This window comes from Bradyrhizobium sp. (genome assembly GCF_004799445.1).
GTDB lineage: Bacteria > Pseudomonadota > Alphaproteobacteria > Rhizobiales > Xanthobacteraceae > Bradyrhizobium.
The window spans coordinates 1-19,561 of sequence record NZ_SSNA01000121.1 but is presented as its reverse complement, the minus strand read 5'-3'; the positions used below and the strand labels follow the sequence as shown (position 1 = coordinate 19,561).

The window sequence follows — 19,561 nt, the reverse complement described above, 5'->3', positions numbered from 1 at the left end:
AAGGCTTGTGGTGATGGGTCCCTGCTTTCGCAGGGACGACGATAACCACCAGCAAGCCTCACGCGTTCTTCAGCGCCACCCGGAAATCGGCTTCGGTCTTCGACTTCACCTCGTCGAGCGTGACGCCGTCGGCGAGCTCGATCAGCGCCATGCCGTCCTTGCCGTGCTTGTCGATGGTGAAGACGGCGAGATCGGTCACCACCATGTCGACCACCTTCTCGCCGGTCAGCGGCAAATTGCACTTCTTCAGGAGCTTCGGGCCGTCCTTGGCGGAATGTTCCATCACCACCACGACGCGCTTGACGCCGGCGACCAGATCCATAGCGCCGCCCATGCCCTTGACCATCTTGCCGGGGATCATCCAGTTGGCGAGATCGCCGTTCTGCGCCACCTGCATCGCGCCCAATATAGAGAGGTCGATGTGGCCGCCGCGGACCATGCCGAAGGATTCGGCCGACGAGAAATAGCTGGTCGACGGCAATTCGCTCACGGTCTGCTTGCCGGCGTTGATGAGGTCGGCGTCTTCCTCGCCCTCATAGGGAAACGGCCCCATCCCGAGCATGCCGTTCTCGCTCTGCAGCTGGACGTCGATGCCGTCGGGGATGTAGTTCGAGACCAGCGTCGGAATGCCGATGCCGAGATTGACGTAATAGCCGTCGCGCAATTCCTTGGCGGCGCGGGCGGCCATCTGTTCACGGGTCCAGGCCATCAGACTTCCTCTCCGGTTGCGGCGACCGCGTCGCGCTTGCGTGTATTGCGGAACTCGATGCGCTTGTTGCCGGTGCCGACCTGGATGATGCGCTTGACGAAAATACCGGGGGTGTGGATGTGGTCGGGGTTGATCTGGCCGGCCGGCACCAGATGCTCGACCTCGGCCACCGTGATCTTGGCGGCGGTGGCCATCATCGGATTAAAATTCCGCGCGGTCTTGCGGTAGACCAGATTGCCGGCGGTATCGCCCATCCAGGCGTGGACGATGGTGAGGTCCGCGAACAGCCCGCGCTCCATCAGGTACTTCTCGCCGTCGAATTCCTTCACTTCCTTGCCTTCGGCAATCAACGTGCCGACGCCGGTCTTGGTGTAGAACGCCGGAATTCCGGCGCCGCCGGCGCGGATCCGCTCGGCGAGCGTGCCCTGTGGATTGAATTCGAGTTCGAGTTCCCCGGCGAGGTATTGCTGGGCGAACAATTTGTTCTCGCCGACATAGGACGAGATCATCTTCTTGATCTGGCGGGTTTCGAGCAGACGGGACAGCCCGATGCCGTCGACCCCGGCATTGTTGGACACTACCGTGAGATTTTTCACCCCGGAGTCGCGGATCGCGTCCGACAGCGTCTCGGCGATGCCGCACAGGCCGAAGCCGCCGGACATGATCATCATGCCGTCCTTCAGGATGCCGTCGAGGGCCGATTTGGCGTCGGGATAGACCTTGTTCATGATAGGCGACCTGATGGAGGGAGGCGCCAGCCAATGCAGACCGGCGCGCTTTCCAGCGATTATTAGGCGAATTCTTCGCAATGCGTCAATGACGGGGGCTCGCGCTGTCATTCCGGGGCGATGCGCAGCATCGAACCCGGAATCTCGATATTCCGGGTCTGGTGCTAACGCATCATCCCGGAATGACAGCGTGAAGGGGTCAATGACGGGGCTGGATGCTTACGGGTCACCTCGCCCCGCCTGCGGGACAGCGTGACACGCCCTCTCCCCGCCTGCGGGGAGAGGGTCGGGGTGAGGGGGGCCCTCCATGCATTCGACTCGCGGAGAGTCCCCCTCACCCGATTTGCACCGGACGACGCTGCGCGTCGCCGACGCAAATCGACCTCTCCCCGCAAGCGGGGCGAGGTGACCCCGGGGAGAGGGGGACAGCCAACGGCCTTGAAAGCGTCAAGAAAACCCATCAAGTTGCGCGGGTTGGCGTCGGATTTCGTGTCCTGCCCGGCTTTTCGGCAGTGACCCCTGACATCGAGCCGACGTAAGGTTCAACCGGACCTGTTCCAACCAGATTAGATTTAACCGGACTTTGGATATCTCATTGACGATAGCCCAGGGAATAAGGCGCTTGGGGATGCCGATTGCGGCGTTTCTCGGCGTGGCGCTGATCGGCCTGATCGCGACCTCCTGGTTCCTCAACCGGGATGCGCTGCGCCAGGCGGTGGAGGCGCAGATCCGCGCCGTCACCGGGCTCGATCTGGTGGTATCAGGCACCACCGAGATTTCGGTGTTCCCGGCCAGCTATATCAGCTTTCACGATGTCGGCCTGAAAGGCGGCGCGGCCGCCGACCCGGCGCTCGCCGTCGACGTGCTGACCGCGAATCTGCGCCTCTTGCCGCTATTGCTGCAGCGGTTCGAGATCTCCGACGTCATGATGCTGCGGCCCCACATCCATGTCGTGCGCGACGCCAAGGGCGACAGCAACTGGACGCCTTTCATCTCCACCATCGCGCGCACCATGAAGCCGGGCGCCGAGAATCAAGTGTCGTTCTCCGAGATCAGGATCCAGGACGGCACGCTGACCTACGAGGATACCGGCCACCAACTCACCGAGCGGCTCGACGACATCGACCTGTCGCTGGCGTGGCCGTCGATCTCGCGCTCCTTTGCCGCCACCGGGCAATTCGACTGGCGCGGCGAGCGCGTCGACGGCTCGATCTCGGCCAGCGACTTCATCGCGGCCTTGTCGGGCGACCGCTCCGGATTGAAGGCGCGGCTCTCCAGCGCACCCCTAAAGCTCGCGTTCGACGGCACGGTGGCCAACCGCACCAGCCTGATGATGGAAGGCACGCTGACAGTGGATTCGGCTTCCTTGCGCAATGCGCTGCGCTGGACCGGGCAGCCGCCGCCGGGCTATGGCGGCTTCGGCCGCTTCGCGCTGAAGGCGCGCGCCAATCTCGTCGGTCCCTCGATCGCGCTCACCAATGTCAATGTCGAGCTCGACGGCAATGTCGCCGAGGGCGTGATGACCTATGCCAATAACGGCCGCCAGTCGCTGCAGGCGACACTGGCCGCCGACAGCCTCGACTTCACGCCCTATATCTCGACCTTCCGCCTGCTCGCCTCCGGCGCGCATGACTGGAACCGGCAGCTGTTCGACCTGAATTCGCTGTCGACCACCGACCTCGACATGCGGTTGTCGGCGGCGCGGGTCACCGTCGGCCCGACCAAGCTCGGGCGGACGGCGTTCGGCGCCAATTTGCGCGGCGGCGCGCTGGCCTTGAGCGTGGGCGAGGCGCAGGTCTATGGCGGCATCGCGCGGGGTTCGTTCGGCGTCGCGCGCACCGACGCCATGGCCGACGTCAAGGCCCAGTTCCAGTTCACCGATGTCGACCTGCAAGCCTGCGCTAGCGAATTGTTCGGCATCAACAAGCTAAGCGGCCGCGGCAATCTCAGTGTCTCGCTGGTCGCCTCGGGCTCGTCGCCGTTCGGGCTGGCGTCATCGCTCGACGGCACCGCGACCCTGACCGGCCATGACGGCGCGATCTCGGGCTTCAATGCCGAGCAATTGCTGAAGCGGCTGGAGCGCCGGCCGCTGTCCGGCGGCGGCAACTTCCGCTCCGGCTCGACGCCTTACGACAATCTCAATGTCGCGGTGAAATTTTCCGATGGCATCGCCACCGCCGAGGATGTCCGCGTCGAGGGCCCCGCCGCGCGCCTGACCCTGACCGGCACGGCTTCGGTGCCGGCGCGCGAGTTCGACCTCAAGGGCACCGCCAGCCTGACCTCCGCGCCGAACGCCGCGCCCGGCTTCGACCTGCCGTTCGTGGTGCAGGGCCCGTGGGACGATCCCTTGATCTTTCCCGATCCCGAAAGCCTGATCCGCCGCTCGCCCGCGAGTGCGCCGCTGTTAGATGCGGTGAAGGACCGCAAGACGCGCGATGCCGTGAAATCGGTGCTGGAGCGGTTCACCGGCGGCGGCAAGGCCGTGGTGCCGGAAGCCGCGGCGCCGGCGAGTGCACCGGCGGTGGGGAATGCGAAGGCGAATTGAGGGCTGGCAGGTTTGCTGAAGCCAAAAGGGGAAACGACGCCGCTGACCCGCGATAACAGATATTCAGGTTTGAGGCATCATGCGAAGGTGCACTCGTTTCGGATCGTCACGGTGATCCTGGCCTGGGTGTTTATCGCCGCTGCCTTTTACCAGTGGCCAGAGCTGCTCACAGGCCTTCAACGCGCGATACAGTGGGGCATGGAAGCCATCGGCGATAGCATTCCGTCTCCATGGGGTCCGCGAATCGAATTCGTCTTCAGGGAGATCGGTGGCTTCGTCTGGCTCCAGATTACTTTGATCGTTGTTTTTCTACGTATGATCTTGTCCGGCATTGCAAGCATCTGGCGTTTGCTGAGAGCACGTAGGCTGGATTAGCGAAGCGTAGCCCGCATGAGCGCAGCGACATCCGGGAGCTTCTTTCCTCCAATCCCGCATATCGCTGCGCTCATGCGGGCTACTTGCTAACGATACGCCACGGAATTCGTCTCTACGAGCCAACGATCCGCACGAGGGATTATAGCTTGAGGCGGACGCTCGACAACCAAGCGAGCAAATCCGCCTCCTCGCGAAAGATTTGCCGGAGAGCGCCCTCGATCATCGGATTAACGATTGCGCTACGCATTCGCAATGGGCAAGATCTGCGTCGGTCTCAAGACGGACTCGAGAACGCTGTTTCCGTTCGGCGACAACCGCTCAATAACGGACCGAGCGCTCTCTTTTGTAGGCTTACACCTCAGAGAAGATGCGTCGATCGCCTAGTTGACGCGGCCTTCTCCACAGCTTGCGGATTCTAGGTCATATCGCGATCATCACCAGACAGCCGCGACGCAAACACGCGAGGTTGATTGGCGCGGCTTGATCCGGCGTTTACCAGCCAAATAAGACGTGGCTCTTTATGCTACGGAAGGCCGTCCGACCCGCTTTCCATCTCTGCGCCTAAAAACTAATTTCCTGAACCGGATCAGGCTGATGCTAGCTGTCCAGTCCCCCTCCGCAAAAATATTTCCCTTCTCGCTTGCCCCAAATCACATCCATATTCCCGCCATCCCGTCCCACTCAGAGGGGCGTTTCGCGATCGTCACGGACGTTGGAACGGGATGCGGTGGACGCGGCGGCGGCGCAAGACGAGCGGCGCTGATCCGCCTTCCCCGAAGGCTTCGGCGGGACGGTACCAAAACCGCCGGGTGCTTTTGGCTAGAAGGCGTTCGCGGACGGCGAAGTCGTGTGGTCCTGACGCCTCGACGCCGGCGTCAAGTTTTCGCAGGGCGACTTGCGAGAGCGACGGTGACAAGAAAGCCCGATCACCGGGGAGAGCGCGAAGGAAACCGTTAAAACCATCCGCGTGCGGGAATGCCGGGTGATCCCGGTGCGACCGTGGTGACTAACGCGCGTGCTTTCTACACACCACGCGCGGCTGCGGGTGCAACGGGCACCCGGCATTCCCCACGCCCTCTGTTTTTCGGGGCGGAAGATTGAAGCACACCCCGGGCGCGATGGCGCCGCGGGAGGTTTTCGGCTGTTTGAAAATCTGGATTACCAACAGTCGATCCGTCATCCTGAGGTGCGAGCGTAGCGAGCCTCGAAGGATGAGCGGCCCGGGGCCGTCGTCCTTCGAGACGGCCGCGTTGCGGCCCCCTCAGGACGACGGTTCCGGGGTCGACCGATCCGCCTCCTACGCCCTACCTACGTCTGACAACATCCCGCTAGATCGCGCCGCCGCACTGCGCTAGGCTTTCACCCAACCGGTTAAAAAAGCTGGGTCAATCAGGGAGAACGACGTGCAATCCAGGGTAACAAGGGCGCTTTCATTGGCGATGGTGGCTGGCGGGCTGTTTCTTGCCGCGGCGCCTGCGATCGCGCAGGAAAAGATCACGGTCTGGTGGAGCAAGGGCTTCTACAAGTCCGAGGACGACGCGCTGATCGCGGCGATCAGGAAGTTCGAGGCCAAGACCAATATCAAGGTCGAGCTGTCGCAATACGCCATCCAGGACATGATCCCGAAAACCGTGGCGGCGCTGGATTCCGGCACCGTGCCAGACGTCGCCTTCTCCGATAGCTACGACGTGCAGGCGTCCGGCAAATGGGCGTTCGAGGGCAAGCTCGAGGACCTCTCCGACATCCTGGTGCCGATGAAGGCGGCGTTCGCGCCGAACACGCTGGAGACCGCGTACCTCTATAACGACGTCACCAAGAAGCGGGCCTATTACGGCTTCCCGATGAAGCAGCAGAGCATGCATGTGCAGATCTGGGGCGACATGCTGGCCCAGGCCGGCTTCAAGCAGGCCGACATCCCGACCAAGTGGGAGGATTACTGGTCGTTCTGGTGCGACAAGGTGCAGCCGGCGATCCGCAAAGCCACCGGCCAGCGCATCTACGGCGTCGGCCAGCCGATGGGCGTGGAATCCACCGACAGTTTCCAGTCGTTCTACACCTTCATGGACGCCTACAACGTCAAGCTGGTCGACAATGACGGCAAGCTCTTGGTCGACGATCCCAAGGTGCGCGACGGCCTGATCCACGCGCTGAAGGATTACACCGACACCTACATCAAGGGCTGCACGCCGCCCTCCTCCACCACCTGGAAGGACCCCGACAACAACGTCGCCTTCCACAACCGCACCATCGTGATGACGCACAATTTCACGATCTCGATCGCGGCCAAGTGGTTCGAGGATTCCACCAATCCGGCGCTGACCGACGAGCAGCGCGCCGCCGGCAAGAAGGCGTATGAGGAGACCATCATCACCGCCTCGTTCCCCAACAAGCCGGACGGCACCCCGATCAAATACCGCTCCGACGTCAAGACCGGCTCGATCTTCACCGCGGCGAAAAACAAGGCGGCGGCTAAGCAGTTCATCAGCTTCATGATGCAGGAGGACAATTTGCGGCCCTATGTCGAGGGCGCGCTCGGCCGCTGGTTCCCGGTCACGACCGCGAGCCAGGCGAGCCCGTTCTGGCAGGCCGACCGCCACCGCAAGGCGGTCTGGACCCAGTTCACCGGCGGCACCACGCCGTTCGACTTTACCAAAAACTGGAAGTTCACCATCCTCAACAACGAGAACGTCTGGGCCAAGGCGATGAACCGCGTGGTCAGCGAAAAGGTCCCGGTCGACAAGGCGGTGGACGAACTGATCGCGCGCATCAAGGAAGTGGCGGGGTGAGGCTTGTTTCTCCCTCGCCCCGCTTGCGGGGAGAGGGTCGGGGTGAGGGGGACTCTCAGCGAGCGCGATTGGTGGAGAGTCCCCCTCACCCGCCGCTTCGCGCCGACCTCTCCCCGCAAGCGGGGCGAGGTGCATCGAGTTCGCGTCAATACTGATGGCATCTCGTTTCTAGAGTAACACCATGGCGATCACGCTCTCCGCATCCGACATGCCCTCGGCCCCGCTCGCGGCGCGGCTGACGACGCCGCAGGTCTGGGGCATCGTGATGGTGACGCCGTATCTGCTGGTGTTCCTGGCGTTCGTGGTCTATCCGGTCGGCTACGGGCTGTGGCTGGCGCGGGCGCCGGCGAACTATGTCGCGCTCTACCATGATCCGATCTTCGCGCGCGCCGCGGTCAATACGCTGATTTTTCTCGTCATCGGCATCAACATCAAGATGCTGATCGCGCTGTTTTTGTCCGGCTTCTTCGTGCAGCAGCGCGCCTGGATCAAATGGCTGTCGGTGCTGTTCATCCTGCCCTGGGCGGTGCCCTCGATCCCGACCATCCTGTCGGTGCGCTTCATGCTCAATCCGGAATGGGGCATGGTCAACCAGCTGATCTTCAAGTTCACCGGCGAGGACGGCCCGAACTGGCTGAACGATCCGGCGGTGGCGCTGACCATGGCGATCGGCGTGCACATCTGGAAATCGCTGCCGTTCTGGACCCTGATCCTGATGACCGGGCGGCTGGCGATCTCGCAGGACCTGTTCGAGGCCGCCGAGGTCGACGGCGCCAACTGGTGGCAGAAATTCCGCTTCATCACCTGGCCGTCGATGCAGACGCTGTACATCACCTGCACGCTGCTCTCGATGATCTGGACGCTCGGCGATTTCAACAGCGTGTACCTGTTGACCGGCGGCGGGCCGGCCGATCTCACCCATGTGCTGGCGACGCTCGGCATCCGCTATCTCAGGCTCGACCAGCTGAGTCTGGCAATGGCCTCGATCGTCTGCGCGCTGCCGCTGGTGGCGCCGCTGATCTATTTCATGATGAAACGGTTGTCGCGATGAAGCTCGCCTCATTACGGGACATCACCTTGCGCGACGTCGGCACCGAGGCGCGGCTGCTGCTGATCGGCATCCCCGTGTTCATCTGGACCATGATTCCGATCTACCACATGTTCGTGTTCGCGATCTCGCCGAAGGAAGACGCCTTCTCCGGCAAATTGTGGCCGACCCATCCGACCCTGCACAATTTCCACATCGTGTTTTACCAGCAGCATTATTTCCTGCGGGATTTCTGGATCCAGTTCTGGAATTCGCTGGTGATCGCGGTTTCGGTCGGCGCGCTGACGCTGTTGATCGCGACCTTCGCGGCGTTCTCGATCTCGCGGCTGCGCGTTCCCGGCGGCCGCTGGGTGATGAATCTGGCGCTGTTCACTTATTTCATCCCGGCGGCGTTCCTCGCGGTGCCGATGTACCGGACCATGGGCAATTACGGCCTGCTCAACAGCCACTGGGCGCTGATTCTGGCGATGGTGACGATCGCCTCGCCCTATGCGATCTGGGTGCTGAAGCAGGCCTCCGACAAGCTGCCGGTCGAGCTCGACGAGGCCGCCGTGATGGACGGCGCCACCGCTTTGCAGATTTTCCGGCTGGTCTACATCCCCCTGATGATGCCCTCGCTGGTGGCGATCGGCACCTATGCCGTGCTGCTGGCGTGGAACGAATATCTCTACGCGTTCCTGCTGTTGTCGAACGACAAGGAGATCACGCTGCCGGTGGCGCTCGGCAACTTTCTCTCCGCCGACGATTCGCCGTGGGAACTGCTGATGACCACCGGCTTCATCTACGCGCTGCCGCCGGCCGCGATCTACTACGCCTTCAAGCGCTACATGGTCGGCGGGCTGACGGCGGGCGCGGTGAAGTCGTGATAGCGAAGTCGAAACGACTCTGCCGTCATTGCGAGGAGCGCAAGCGACGAAGCAATCCATTCTTTCTTTACGCGGCCAGATGGATTGCTTCGCGGAGCCTGTCATCGGGCGCGCATTCGCGCGACCCGTTGGCTCGCAATGACGGAGGGCTACAACGGCGCCGCACTCTCGCCGCGCGCATCCGACAGCTTCGCCGCCAGCGAGGCGCCGACGATCACTACCGCGATCGCGCCGATGATCAGCGTGCAGATCGCGTTGATCTCCGGCTTCACGCCTAGCCGCACCTCCGAATAGATCCGGATCGGCAGCGTTGAGGAACCAGGTCCGGTGGTGAAGCTCGCGATCACGAGGTCGTCCAGCGACAGCGTGAACGCCAGCATCCAGCCCGCCGCGATCGAGGGCAGGATCAGGGGCAGCGTCGCCGCCAGGAACGCGCGCAGGGGATCGCAGCCGAGATCCATCGCCGCCTCCTCGAGGGTCGGATCGAGCGCGCCGAGGCGCGACTGCACCACGACCGCGACGAAGCACAGGGTGAGCGTGGTGTGGGCGATGGTGACGGTCCAGAAACCGCGCTCGGCGTCGAGCGCCACGAACAAGAGCAGCAGCGACAGCCCGGTGATGACCTCGGGCATCACCAGCGGCGCATAGAGCATGCCGGAAAACAGCGCCCGTCCTCTGAAATTTGCTCCGCGCGACAGCGCCACCGCGGCCAGCGTGCCGAGCAGCGTCGCCAGCGTTGCCGAACTCGCCGCCACCCGAAAACTCATCCAGGCGGCATCGAGCATGGCGCGGTCGTTGAAGAACTCCACGTACCAGCGCAGCGACCAGCCGCCCCACACCGTCACCAGCCGTGAAGCATTGAACGAATAGATCACGAGGATCACGATCGGCAGATACAGAAACGAAAACCCCAGCGCCAGCGCGGTGATGTTGAAAGGTGAGAGTTTGTTCGATCCGCGCGCCATCATCGCGCCTTCCGCAACGAGACGCGACGGCCTCTCCGTTCCCTCCCCCCTTGCGGGGTTCGAGGCGAGCGAAAGAGCACGATCATGCGCATCATCACCGCGCCTCCAATTGCCGGCGCTGCAAGCGGTCGTAGAGCAACAGCGGCGCCAGCAGCAACAACAGCAGCACGACCGCGGCGGCCGACGCCACCGGCCAATCCTTGTTGGTGAAGAATTCCAGCCACAGGGTCTGGCCGATCATCAGGGAGTCCGAACCCGCCAGAAGATCGGGGATCACGAATTCGCCGACGATGGGAATGAAGCAGAGCAGCGCGCCGGCGGCCACGCCCGGCAGCGACAGCGGGAACGTCACCAGCCAGAACGCGCGGGCCGGGGACGAGCCGAGATCGCTCGCCGCCTCCAACAGCGCCGGGTCGAGTTTGGCGAGCGTCGCGTAAAGCGGAAGGATCATGAACGGCAGATAGGAGTAGACGATGCCGAGATACATCGCGCTGTCGGTCGAGAGCCACACCACCGGCGCCGATACCAGATGCAGCGCCAGCAGCACCTGATTGAGCAGGCCGTCATGCTGCAGGATGTTGATCCAGGCATAGATGCGGATCAAAAACGAGGTCCAGAACGGCACGATCACCAGCATCACCGCCACGCTCTGCCAGCGACGCGGCAGCCGCGCCATGCCGTAGGCGATGGGATAGCCGATCGCCAGCAGGATCGCGGTCGAGACCGATGCGACGACCAGGCTGCGCAGATAGGACAGGACATAGAGGTCGTCGGAGACGAGGAGCCTGAAATTGTCGGCCGAGAGCGCCGCGAACGCCGCCTTGATCGCCTCCCACCCCGCCGTCAGGTCGAACACCGGCGTGTAGGGCGGTTGCGCGATCGCGGTCTGCGACATGCTGATCTTGAGGACGAAGGCGAACGGCACCAGGAAGAACAGCGCCATCCACAGATAGGGCGCGATGACGGCGAGCCGCGCCGGGCGGGTGAAGATGGATGGCGCGCTCATTGCTCCAGCACCACGCAATCGTCGGGCGTGAACCACGCCACCACGCGCTGGCCCGGGCTATAGGCGTCGAGATCGAGCCGCGCGGTATTGGCCATCGACGAGCGCAGCACGGCGCCGCTGTCGAGCTTCACCTTGTAGGTGGTCAGACCGCCGAGATAGCCGACATCGGTCACCACCCCGTCCAGCCGGTTGATCGCACGCGCGTTGACCGCGTCCGACGCCGGGCCACGGCGCGACAGCTTGACCTTTTCGGGGCGGATCGCGACGCAGACACTGGCCTTGGTGACCGGCTGCCGCGGTTCGGCGACAAAGACGGTTCCGGCGTCGCGCGTGGCGATCGCCAGCCGGCTGTTCTCGCGTTGCTCGACCTGGCCCTCGAACAAATTGACGTCACCGACGAATTCGGCGACCCAGCGCGAACCGGGCGCCTCGTAGAGCTCGCGCGGCGTCGCCACCTGTTCGAGGCGGCCGGCATCCATCACGCCGATCCGCCCGGCCACCGTCATCGCCTCTTCCTGGTCGTGGGTGACGATGATGAAGGTCAGGCCGAGCCGCCGCTGCAGCTCCATCAGTTCAAGCTGGGTGCTTTCACGCAGCTTCTTGTCGAGGGCCGCGAGCGGCTCGTCGAGCAGCAGCACCTGCGGCCGCCGCGCCAGCGACCGCGCCAGCGCCACCCGCTGCTTTTGACCGCCGGAGAGCTGGTCGGGCTTGCGTTTCTCGAGACCCTCGAGCTTGACCAGCGCAACCATCTCGGCGACCCGGGTGTCGTGCTGGGGGCGCGGCATGCCCGCGCGTTTCAGTCCGAACGCGATATTGTCGCGGACGTTGAGATGGGGAAACAGCGCGTAGTTCTGGAACATCATGTTGACCGGCCGCTGATGCGGCAGCACCTGGGCGATGTCCTTGCCGTCAAGCAGAATGCGGCCTTGGTCCGGCGTCTCGAAACCGGCGAGCATCCGCAGCAGCGTGGTCTTGCCGCAGCCGCTCGGGCCGAGCAGGGCGAAAAACTCGCCGGCGCGGATGTCGAGCGACAGCCGGTCCACCGCACGGAAGGCGCCGAACTTCTTTACCACCGCGTCGATGCGCAACAGCGGCACATCGGCCGCGGGTTGCGGTTCGGGTCTTGCCGAATCCGCATCCCATGCCGCCTTCGCTGCGTCGTCGGTCATGATGCCAGCCTGCCCCATCGTTGCCGCAAGCTAGCGGCGGAACCGCCCCGGCTCAACCGCAGCGCTGTGGATGGCCGCATTATTATCGACCATGTTACGCCGCCGTCGCCATGAACGCGGCCAGCGCCTCGCGATCGGCTGGCCCCATGGTCAGGCCAAGCTTTGAGCGCCGCCAGAGAATGTCGTCCGGGAAACGCGCCCATTCGTGGATCATGAGATAGCGCACCTCCGCGCCCGTCAGCTCCGGCCCGAAGGCCGGACCAAGATCGGCCCGGTCACGGGCGTCCCCAAGCACGACATCAAGGCGCGAGCCGTAGGCCGAGACCAAACGAAGGGCCTGATGCTCGGTCAGGAATTTCCAGCGTTCGCGCCCACGCTCGACCTCGGTCTCGAATTGCGCCGAGGCAAAATCGCCGCCCGGCAGCGCAGCGTCCGCGGTCCAGCGCGGCGACATCGGGTAGAACGGCGTGAGCCGGGAGACCGCGCGCTCGGCGCGCAGCCGCGAGGTCGTGACGTCGCCGCCGAAGATCGTCAACAGCGGTGCCCTGCCGCGCCGCGCGTCGAACGCCATCGCACCATCACGCTTGCCGGCCGGGCCAGTGACCATGTTGGCGCCGGAGACGCTCCTGATCACGTCGGAAGGATCGACCCGCTCGCGAAAATACCGGTTGGCCGCATCACAGAGATAGGTGATTTCGTCGGCGTCCATCGACACTGCGGCCGGATCGCCCCTGAACATCTTCGCCACGGTGCCGATCAGCGTGAAATCGCGCTGGTAGGGACTGGCGAAGATCAGCCGGCGATCATGGTTCTGGAAGACATAGACGTTGTCGGTCTCGAACAGGCGCCTGACGATGATCTGGCTCATCTTGGTCACGACGGCGCGCGGCGGCGGCATGCGCAGCACGGTTTCCGCGACCGAGCCGGCCCAGGCACCCGACGCGTTGGCCAGCGACCTTGCCGTGATCACCCGCCGGTGGCCGCGATCGATCACCACGAGCCGCCAGGTCTCAAGCCGGTCGGCGCGAACGCAGCGCGCGCCGGTATGGATCGCCGCGCCCCGCTCGGCGGCATCGACCGCATTGGCGACCACCAGCCGCGAATCGTCCACCAGGCCATCGGAATATTCGAACGCGGTGCCGAACGGCCGCTTCAACGCGTTGCCGATCGGATGGTGTGTGACATCGATGGTTGCCGACGCCGGCAGACCGCCCTGCGGGGCGAGCCGGTCATAGAGCAATAACCCCAGCCGCAGCAACCATGGCGGACGCTCGTCCGAATGGGCGGGGATCACGAAACGGATCGGACGCACCAGATGCGGCGCGATCCGCCTCCAGGTGTCGCGTTCTGCCATTGCCTCGCGAACGCGCCAAAACGCCCTCCGCTCCAGCGCGGCGAGATCGCCATGGATCAGCCGTGGCGTGGCGCACGAGGCGGCGCCACCGAGGTCGCCCTGCTCCAGCAGAATGACCCTGAGCCCGCGTCCCGCCGCGTCGCGTGCGACGCTGACACCGTTCAAGCCGCCGCCGATGATCGCAAGATCGTAGTCCGCCATCCCGGGACCATAGCGTTTTCGAGTGAAGGGGATAGCGATTCGCGTCAGGAAAACGCTTCAAACAATAAGGCAGTGCCTGGTTCTGATTTACCTGGAGCCGAGGATCTAGCCGGTCTTGCGCGCGGGCTCAGCTGCATCTCCATCGTCACGGCCGACCAGCGCGGCGTATTGTCCGATCGGCAGAGGCTTGCCGAGGAAATAGCCCTGCACCGCGTCGCAGCCCACCTCGGCGAGGAAAGCGAGTTGCTCCTGGGTTTCCACGCCCTCGGCGACGATCGACATTTCCAAACCGTGACCAAGGCCGATCACGGCGCGGACGATCGCCGCCGATTGCGGATTGCGCCCGAGATTCACGACAAAGGCGCGATCGATCTTGATCTTGTCGAACGGAAACGCCTGCAGATAGCTCAGCGAGGAATAGCCGCTGCCGAAATCGTCCATCGAGATGCGCACGCCGAGCGCTTTCAGCCGCCGCAACAGCGCCAGGCCGCGGTCGAAATCCTCGATCAGCACGCCCTCGGTGATCTCAAGCTCCAGCCGGCCCGGCGCCAGGCCGGTTTCGAGAAGAATCGAATGCACGAGACTGACGACGTCGCCGTGCATGAATTGCGCCGGCGACAGATTGACCGCGATCTGCAGCGGCAGCGGCCATGAGGCGGCCTCGCGGCAGGCCTCGCGCAGGATCCATCCGCCCATCTCGACGATCAGGCCGCTCTCTTCTGCGATCGGGATGAAATCCGAGGGCGGCACGAAGCCGCGCACCGGGTGCAGCCATCGCGCCAGCGCCTCGAAGCCGATGATTTCGCTCGAGGCGACGTCCTGGCCCGACTTCGCCTGCGGCTGATAATGCAGCGACAATTCGCCGTTCCTGATGGCAGCCGAGAGGTCCTGGTGCAGCACGCGACGATCGCGAATCTGCTGGTCCATCTCGGGCTCATAGATGCTGATCGAGCCGCGGGATTTCGCCTTGGCGCGAAACAAGGCCGCGCCAGCGTTCGCAAGCAGGGAAGCTGCGTCGGCGCCATTGTGCGGGAAAATCGAGATGCCCGTTGTCACGCCGGTACGAACCGACTTGCCTTCTATCACGAACTCCTTGGCGAGGATTTCGGCGAGCTGCTCGGCGAGCAGCATTCCGGCAACGGGCTGCTTGCCGTCGATGATCAACCCGAACTCGTCACCGGAAAGCCGCGCCACAACCCCGCCGCGCGCCGAATCCTGGATGCGGCGCGCCACTTCGATCAGCAATTTGTCGCCGGTCGCATGGCCGAACACATCGTTGATTTCCTTCAGGCCGTCGAGGTCGAGGGACAGCACCGCGAATTCCTCATCGGTACCTCCACAGGCCTCGATCATCTGCGCCAGCGCCTGCAGGAATGCCGCGCGGTTCGGCAGATCGGTCAGGCCGTCGTGATATGCCATGTGGGCCATGCGCGACTCGGTCTGCCGGCGGTCGGTGACGTCCTCATGGGTCTTGATCAGATATTGCGGCTCGCCCGCATCGTCGAGCACCGTCATGCGGCGCGTCAGGAACAGCCGCAGCCCGTCCTTGGTACTGATCGGGTGTTCCTCGGTGAGCAGGCCGCGCTTCTTGATCGCCGCCTCGTCGCGCGCGATGATCAGCTTGGCTTCCCGCGGGTTGAAAATATCCGCCGCGGTCAAGCCGGTGGCTTCCTCGCGGCTCCGGTTGAGGATGGTCTCGGCACTGCGGTTGGCAAGAAGGTATCGCCCGTCGCTGACGCGCTCGACGATCAGCGAGACCGGAATGTTGTCGACGACCAGCTCGAGAAATTTCTTGGTATTTTCCAGCTCGTGGGAAAGCGATCTGCGGTCGGTGACATCATCAAACAATGCGATCAGGAATTCCGGCTCGTTCTTGTGGTTACGCGCGATTACGCGGTTGCTCGCAAGAATGCGCTTCTTCGAACCGCGCTCGACGGCGAATTCGTTGCGGTACTGGCCTTCGGGCGCGGCGAGCGCCGCCCGGTCGGCCGCCACGATGCTCGCCGCCGTCTCGGGCTGGAAGATCTCGTCGGCGCGCTTGCCGACAATATAATCGCTGGAAAAACGCGAGAACCGCTCGAACGCGCGGTTGGCGAATATGTAGCGGCCATCCTCGATGTTCTTGGCGGCCACGCACACCGGAACATTCTCGAGCACCGATTCCAGGAACTGCTTGGTCGATGCGAGCTGTCTCGAAAGCTTGCGCTGCTCGCTGCAGTCCTCGTGCGTTGCCACCGATCCGCCGTTCGGCAGCATAAAATGTTTGACCAGAACCGAGCGTCCGCAGGGCAACTCGGTAATGAGACCCTCCGGGGTGCCGGCAAGTACATAGAAATCCTCGACGCTGACGTCGAGGACGCCGCGCTGGCGCCGCAATTCCAAGAGTTCCGGGCCGGTCATCTGCGGGGTAATATCCGAACGCACCAGGCTGTAGATCTCGAGATAGCGGTCGTTCAGGAACACGATCCGCTTTCGCGGATCGGTTATCACCACGCCCTGGTTGAGGTTGTTGAGGGCGGAACTGACGAACGCATTCCTGCGCAATTCCGAAAGCTTGACCTTGCGCAGCGCCGACAGGATCCACAGCGCAATGGAGACCAGAAAGCAGCAGACCACGATGCCGCCAATCAGCGCCTCCCAGACCAAGCTGGGATCGGCGGCGCCGGCATAATCCGCCAGCGCGGGTCCAGGGCTGGCTCCCCGGGAGGCCTCGAACGGCGCAATGGTGACGAAAAGGCACACCAAGGCCCGCGCGGAATTCAATATCCTGCCGCCTGCCTGCCAGTTCTTGTCAGCCATCAGTCACCCGCCGATTTCTGTGGCGGAGTGTCTGGCTTCGCGGGTTTGGATCAGGTAAATGCCTACCCACGCGGCCCGAAAATGCGACTTAAATTACGGCAATTGCCCTGACATGATTAATGCTTCACTAACAATCCGCTTCGGCAGAGTTCCGACATGAATCCAATGGGTTGTACGAAACGGAAATCTACAACCGAAGCGACAGTCAATGCGCGCCATGGCTCTGAGCGCGCGCCATCCGAACCAGGCCCGCGCAAGGCCAGATAGACAGCAATCCCGGATCCGAACGGCGAATGGACAAGGTCGAGTGCGTCGTTATCGGTGCGGGGGTGATCGGTCTTGCGGTCGCGCGACGGCTGGCGCAGGCCGGCCGCGAGGTGATCGTGCTGGAGGCGGCCGAAGGTATCGGCACCGTGACCTCATCGCGCAACAGCGAGGTGATCCACGCCGGCATCTATTACCCCGCCGGAAGCCTGATGGCGCGGATGTGCGTCGGCGGCAAGCGGGCGCTCTATCAATATTGCGGCGATCACGGCATCCCGCATCGCAATTGCGGCAAGCTGATCGTCGCAACGACGCCGAAGGAAACCACAAAGCTGCAATCGATCAGGGCGCACGCCGAAGCCAACGGCGTGGCCGACCTGCAAACCCTGACCGGTGATGCCGCACGCGCGCTGGAGCCGGCGCTGAACTGCGACGCGGCCCTGCTCTCGCCTTCCACCGGCATCATCGACAGCCACGCCTATATGCTGGCGCTACGCGGCGACGCTGAGGATGCCGGCGCGGCCTTTGCCTTTCATACACCGCTGTCGGGCGCCAAGGCGCACGGGTCGCGCATCCAGCTCGACGCCGGCGGCGACGCACCGATGTCGCTTCAATGCCGGCTTCTCGTCAACGCCGCGGGGCTCGCCGCATCGACGGTCGCGCGCAGCATCGACGGCATGCCGATCGACCTGATCCCGCCGGCATATCTGGCAAAGGGAAACTATTTCAGTTGCAGCGCGCGCGCGCCGTTTTCGCATCTGATCTACCCGGTACCCGAGCCCGGTGGGCTCGGCGTGCATCTCACCCTCGACATGGCGGGACAGGCCCGGTTCGGTCCCGACGTCGAATGGGTCGATCGCATCGACTATGCCGTCGATCCGGCGCGGGCGGAACGATTTTATCCGGCGATCCGGCGTTACTGGCCGGCGCTGCCGGACGGCGCGCTGATGCCGAGCTATTCGGGAATGCGGCCGAAGATCGTACCGCCGGCGGTTGCGGTACAGGACTTCCTGATCCAGGGGCCGCGGGATCACGGCATCGACGGGCTGATTAATCTGTTCGGTATAGAATCGCCCGGACTGACATCGTCATTGGCGATCGCGAACCATGTCGGCGAACTGGCGGGGATGTGAGCGCGGCCATCCGTGCCGCTGGCGCGAGCCGGCAGGAAGATTCCACAGCTGAAACAATGTTGGATACGCAAAACTCGTAACGCGACAAGCCGGGTGGCGCTCAAGGCGCCGACCCGCTGGCGGGCGACGAAGGCGATAGGCCTGTGCTATCGGTTAGTGCAGTGTCTCACTGGCGGTATGTCTCAACCGCTCGATCTCATCCTTAACCATCAACTTGCGGCGCTTTAATTCGACAATTTGCAGATCGTCCGTTGAAAGGTGCACGAGAGCTTCATGCAATTCGTTTTCGAGAACCTTGTGTTTCCGTTCCAGTTCAACGAGATGCGCCTGAATTGCCATTCGAAACCTCCTCGGTTGGATTAAGACCTCAGATTCGATCCGGACAAACAAGTTTACACGAACCCCCGAATCTGTCGATGGGTATCGAAAAGTGCACCCTCATATTTCGAGTATCATCTGTAACGAACCGTGAGTAGGGAACCCGGGACCGCGATCCGGACCCGGTGCGCCGCGTTAACGCATGGCGGGAAAAAAACACGCGAAGGCATGAGATCTTGATCCGATTCGGTTTGCCCGGACCATGATCGAGCGCGTCTTCAAGCGAAGCATGCCCCCGGACTTGATCCGAGGGTGGCTACCGGGTCGCTCGAGAAAATGCGTCAAAACAAATAATTAGAGCCGCGGTTCTGATTATTCAGAGCCGATCAGGTTCTGGCCCGCCCCCGGAATCCGGGCTCGCCAAATCCCCCCGTGCGCGAACCTGCTTGCGGACCGGGCTGTCAGGGAGGATATTCGCTTTTCGGCGTTCGCAACCTTTCGCAATCTCATCCGCGTTTTCAATTAAGTACACCATGACCGACGAAGATGAGCGCGAACTCGAATCCGAGCTCGCACGGCTGCAGCAGGAGCACCGCGACCTCGACGCGGCGATCGATGCTCTGCACCAATCGCCCGCGCCGGATTTGTTGCGCCTGCAACGGCTGAAGAAGCGCAAGCTGCAGCTCCGCGACCGCATCGCCTTCATCGAAGATCAGATCACGCCGGACATCATTGCGTGACTTTTGTCATGCGGCGGCCGTCAGTTCGCGCAGCATGCCTGTGACCTGGTGCGGACTATACGGCTTCGGCAGGAACCGCCCGCCTTCGGGCAAATCCGGCTCCCCCACATTGGGGCGGCCGGAGGTTGCGATGATCTTGATCGGCGGCCAGCGCCCACGGATCGCGCGGGCGAGTTTCAACCCGTCCATCGAGCCCGGCATCTGGATATCGGTGAAAACCACCGTGACGTCAGGACGAGCTTCCAGAATTTCGATCGCTTCATCGGCATTGCCAGCTTCAATAACCTCGAACCCGGCGGCAGCGACCATATCGACCGCGTCGATACGCAACAGAAACTCGTCCTCGACGACCAGCACCACAGGTCTTTTGGACTTTGAAAGACCCATAGGTCTGATCCCACTCGCCGTGCACACAGGCATTAAGCGTCGGATATTGTTTTCGTTCCCGCGCCAGCCTGTTCGGACCGCCTGCCCTTGGCCCGGCCGCAGCTCCCCCTGGCCTGCTGGCGAGGAGCGGTGGAAATCGACCATGACACCCGATTTAACCCGCTTGAC

16 protein-coding genes are annotated in these 19,561 nt (G+C 63.3%); 7 read left to right on the top strand and 9 right to left on the bottom strand.

The annotated features are described in order from the left end of the window. Positions 1-58 precede the first annotated feature (58 nt). Both E8A46_RS16240 and E8A46_RS16235 read right to left on the bottom strand, forming a co-directional pair. Positions 59-709: a 3-oxoacid CoA-transferase subunit B gene (locus E8A46_RS16240; RefSeq protein WP_291562602.1), complete on the bottom strand. Its 651-nt coding sequence runs from the start codon at positions 707-709 to the stop codon at positions 59-61. Next, complete coding sequence (locus tag E8A46_RS16235) at positions 709-1,437, bottom strand: CoA transferase subunit A (protein ID WP_291562600.1); 729 nt, start codon at positions 1,435-1,437, stop codon at positions 709-711. The genes E8A46_RS16240 and E8A46_RS16235 overlap by 1 nt, the downstream gene beginning before the upstream one ends. Positions 1,438-2,065: 628 nt before the next feature. On the opposite strand from E8A46_RS16235, the gene E8A46_RS16230 reads away from it, so the two are divergent. The 5 genes from E8A46_RS16230 to E8A46_RS16210 all read left to right on the top strand — a co-directional run bounded on the left by E8A46_RS16230 (position 2,066) and on the right by E8A46_RS16210 (position 9,057). Continuing rightward, positions 2,066-3,982: an AsmA family protein gene (locus tag E8A46_RS16230; RefSeq protein WP_291562860.1), complete on the top strand. Its 1,917-nt coding sequence runs from the start codon at positions 2,066-2,068 to the stop codon at positions 3,980-3,982. 12 nt (positions 3,983-3,994) lie between these two features. Continuing rightward, positions 3,995-4,357, top strand: coding sequence for a hypothetical protein (locus tag E8A46_RS16225; RefSeq protein ID WP_291562597.1), 363 nt, complete (start codon positions 3,995-3,997; stop codon positions 4,355-4,357). A 1,403-nt stretch (positions 4,358-5,760) separates the two neighbouring features. Further along, a complete protein-coding gene (locus E8A46_RS16220) occupies positions 5,761-7,143 on the top strand; it encodes an ABC transporter substrate-binding protein (RefSeq protein ID WP_291562595.1) in 1,383 nt (460 codons plus the stop codon). Positions 7,144-7,324: 181 nt separating this feature from the next. Then, entirely contained in the window at positions 7,325-8,194 is an 870-nt protein-coding gene (locus E8A46_RS16215; RefSeq protein WP_291562592.1) for a sugar ABC transporter permease, read from the top strand. After that, the gene (locus tag E8A46_RS16210) at positions 8,191-9,057 is read left to right on the top strand and encodes a carbohydrate ABC transporter permease (RefSeq protein WP_291562591.1); all 867 of its coding nucleotides are present in this window, start codon (positions 8,191-8,193) and stop codon (positions 9,055-9,057) included. Before E8A46_RS16215 ends, E8A46_RS16210 begins: the two co-directional genes overlap by 4 nt. Positions 9,058-9,206: 149 nt before the next feature. Here E8A46_RS16210 and E8A46_RS16205 read toward each other — a convergent pair whose 3' ends face one another. The 5 genes from E8A46_RS16205 to E8A46_RS16185 all read right to left on the bottom strand — a co-directional run bounded on the left by E8A46_RS16205 (position 9,207) and on the right by E8A46_RS16185 (position 16,551). Beyond that, positions 9,207-10,022, bottom strand: a complete 816-nt coding sequence (locus tag E8A46_RS16205) for an ABC transporter permease subunit (protein ID WP_291562855.1) — start codon at positions 10,020-10,022, stop codon at positions 9,207-9,209. Between the two features lie 94 nt (positions 10,023-10,116). After that, positions 10,117-11,028, bottom strand: coding sequence for an ABC transporter permease subunit (locus tag E8A46_RS16200; protein ID WP_291562588.1), 912 nt, complete (start codon positions 11,026-11,028; stop codon positions 10,117-10,119). Further along, the gene (locus E8A46_RS16195; RefSeq protein ID WP_291562584.1) at positions 11,025-12,197 is read right to left on the bottom strand and encodes an ABC transporter ATP-binding protein; all 1,173 of its coding nucleotides are present in this window, start codon (positions 12,195-12,197) and stop codon (positions 11,025-11,027) included. The genes E8A46_RS16200 and E8A46_RS16195 overlap by 4 nt, the downstream gene beginning before the upstream one ends. Positions 12,198-12,291: 94 nt before the next feature. Then, a complete protein-coding gene (locus E8A46_RS16190) occupies positions 12,292-13,752 on the bottom strand; it encodes a glycerol-3-phosphate dehydrogenase (RefSeq protein WP_291562581.1) in 1,461 nt (486 codons plus the stop codon). A 105-nt stretch (positions 13,753-13,857) separates the two neighbouring features. Continuing rightward, entirely contained in the window at positions 13,858-16,551 is a 2,694-nt protein-coding gene (locus E8A46_RS16185; protein WP_291562579.1) for an EAL domain-containing protein, read from the bottom strand. Between the two features lie 293 nt (positions 16,552-16,844). Here E8A46_RS16185 and E8A46_RS16180 point away from each other — a divergent pair, with 293 nt between their 5' ends. Beyond that, positions 16,845-17,948, top strand: a complete 1,104-nt coding sequence (locus E8A46_RS16180) for an NAD(P)/FAD-dependent oxidoreductase (protein ID WP_291562577.1) — start codon at positions 16,845-16,847, stop codon at positions 17,946-17,948. A 153-nt stretch (positions 17,949-18,101) separates the two neighbouring features. On the opposite strand, the gene E8A46_RS16175 is transcribed toward E8A46_RS16180, so the two are convergent. Beyond that, positions 18,102-18,287, bottom strand: a complete 186-nt coding sequence (locus tag E8A46_RS16175; RefSeq protein WP_079600085.1) for a DUF465 domain-containing protein — start codon at positions 18,285-18,287, stop codon at positions 18,102-18,104. 512 nt (positions 18,288-18,799) lie between these two features. Between E8A46_RS16175 and E8A46_RS16170 the strand changes: the two genes are divergently transcribed. After that, on the top strand, positions 18,800-19,006 hold the full coding sequence (locus E8A46_RS16170) for a DUF465 domain-containing protein (protein ID WP_291562571.1): 207 nt from the start codon (positions 18,800-18,802) through the stop codon (positions 19,004-19,006). A 6-nt stretch (positions 19,007-19,012) separates the two neighbouring features. Here the strand turns inward: E8A46_RS16170 and E8A46_RS16165 are convergent, their stop codons facing one another. Next, on the bottom strand, positions 19,013-19,393 hold the full coding sequence (locus E8A46_RS16165) for a response regulator (protein ID WP_291562852.1): 381 nt from the start codon (positions 19,391-19,393) through the stop codon (positions 19,013-19,015). Between the last annotated feature and the right edge of the window lie 168 nt (positions 19,394-19,561).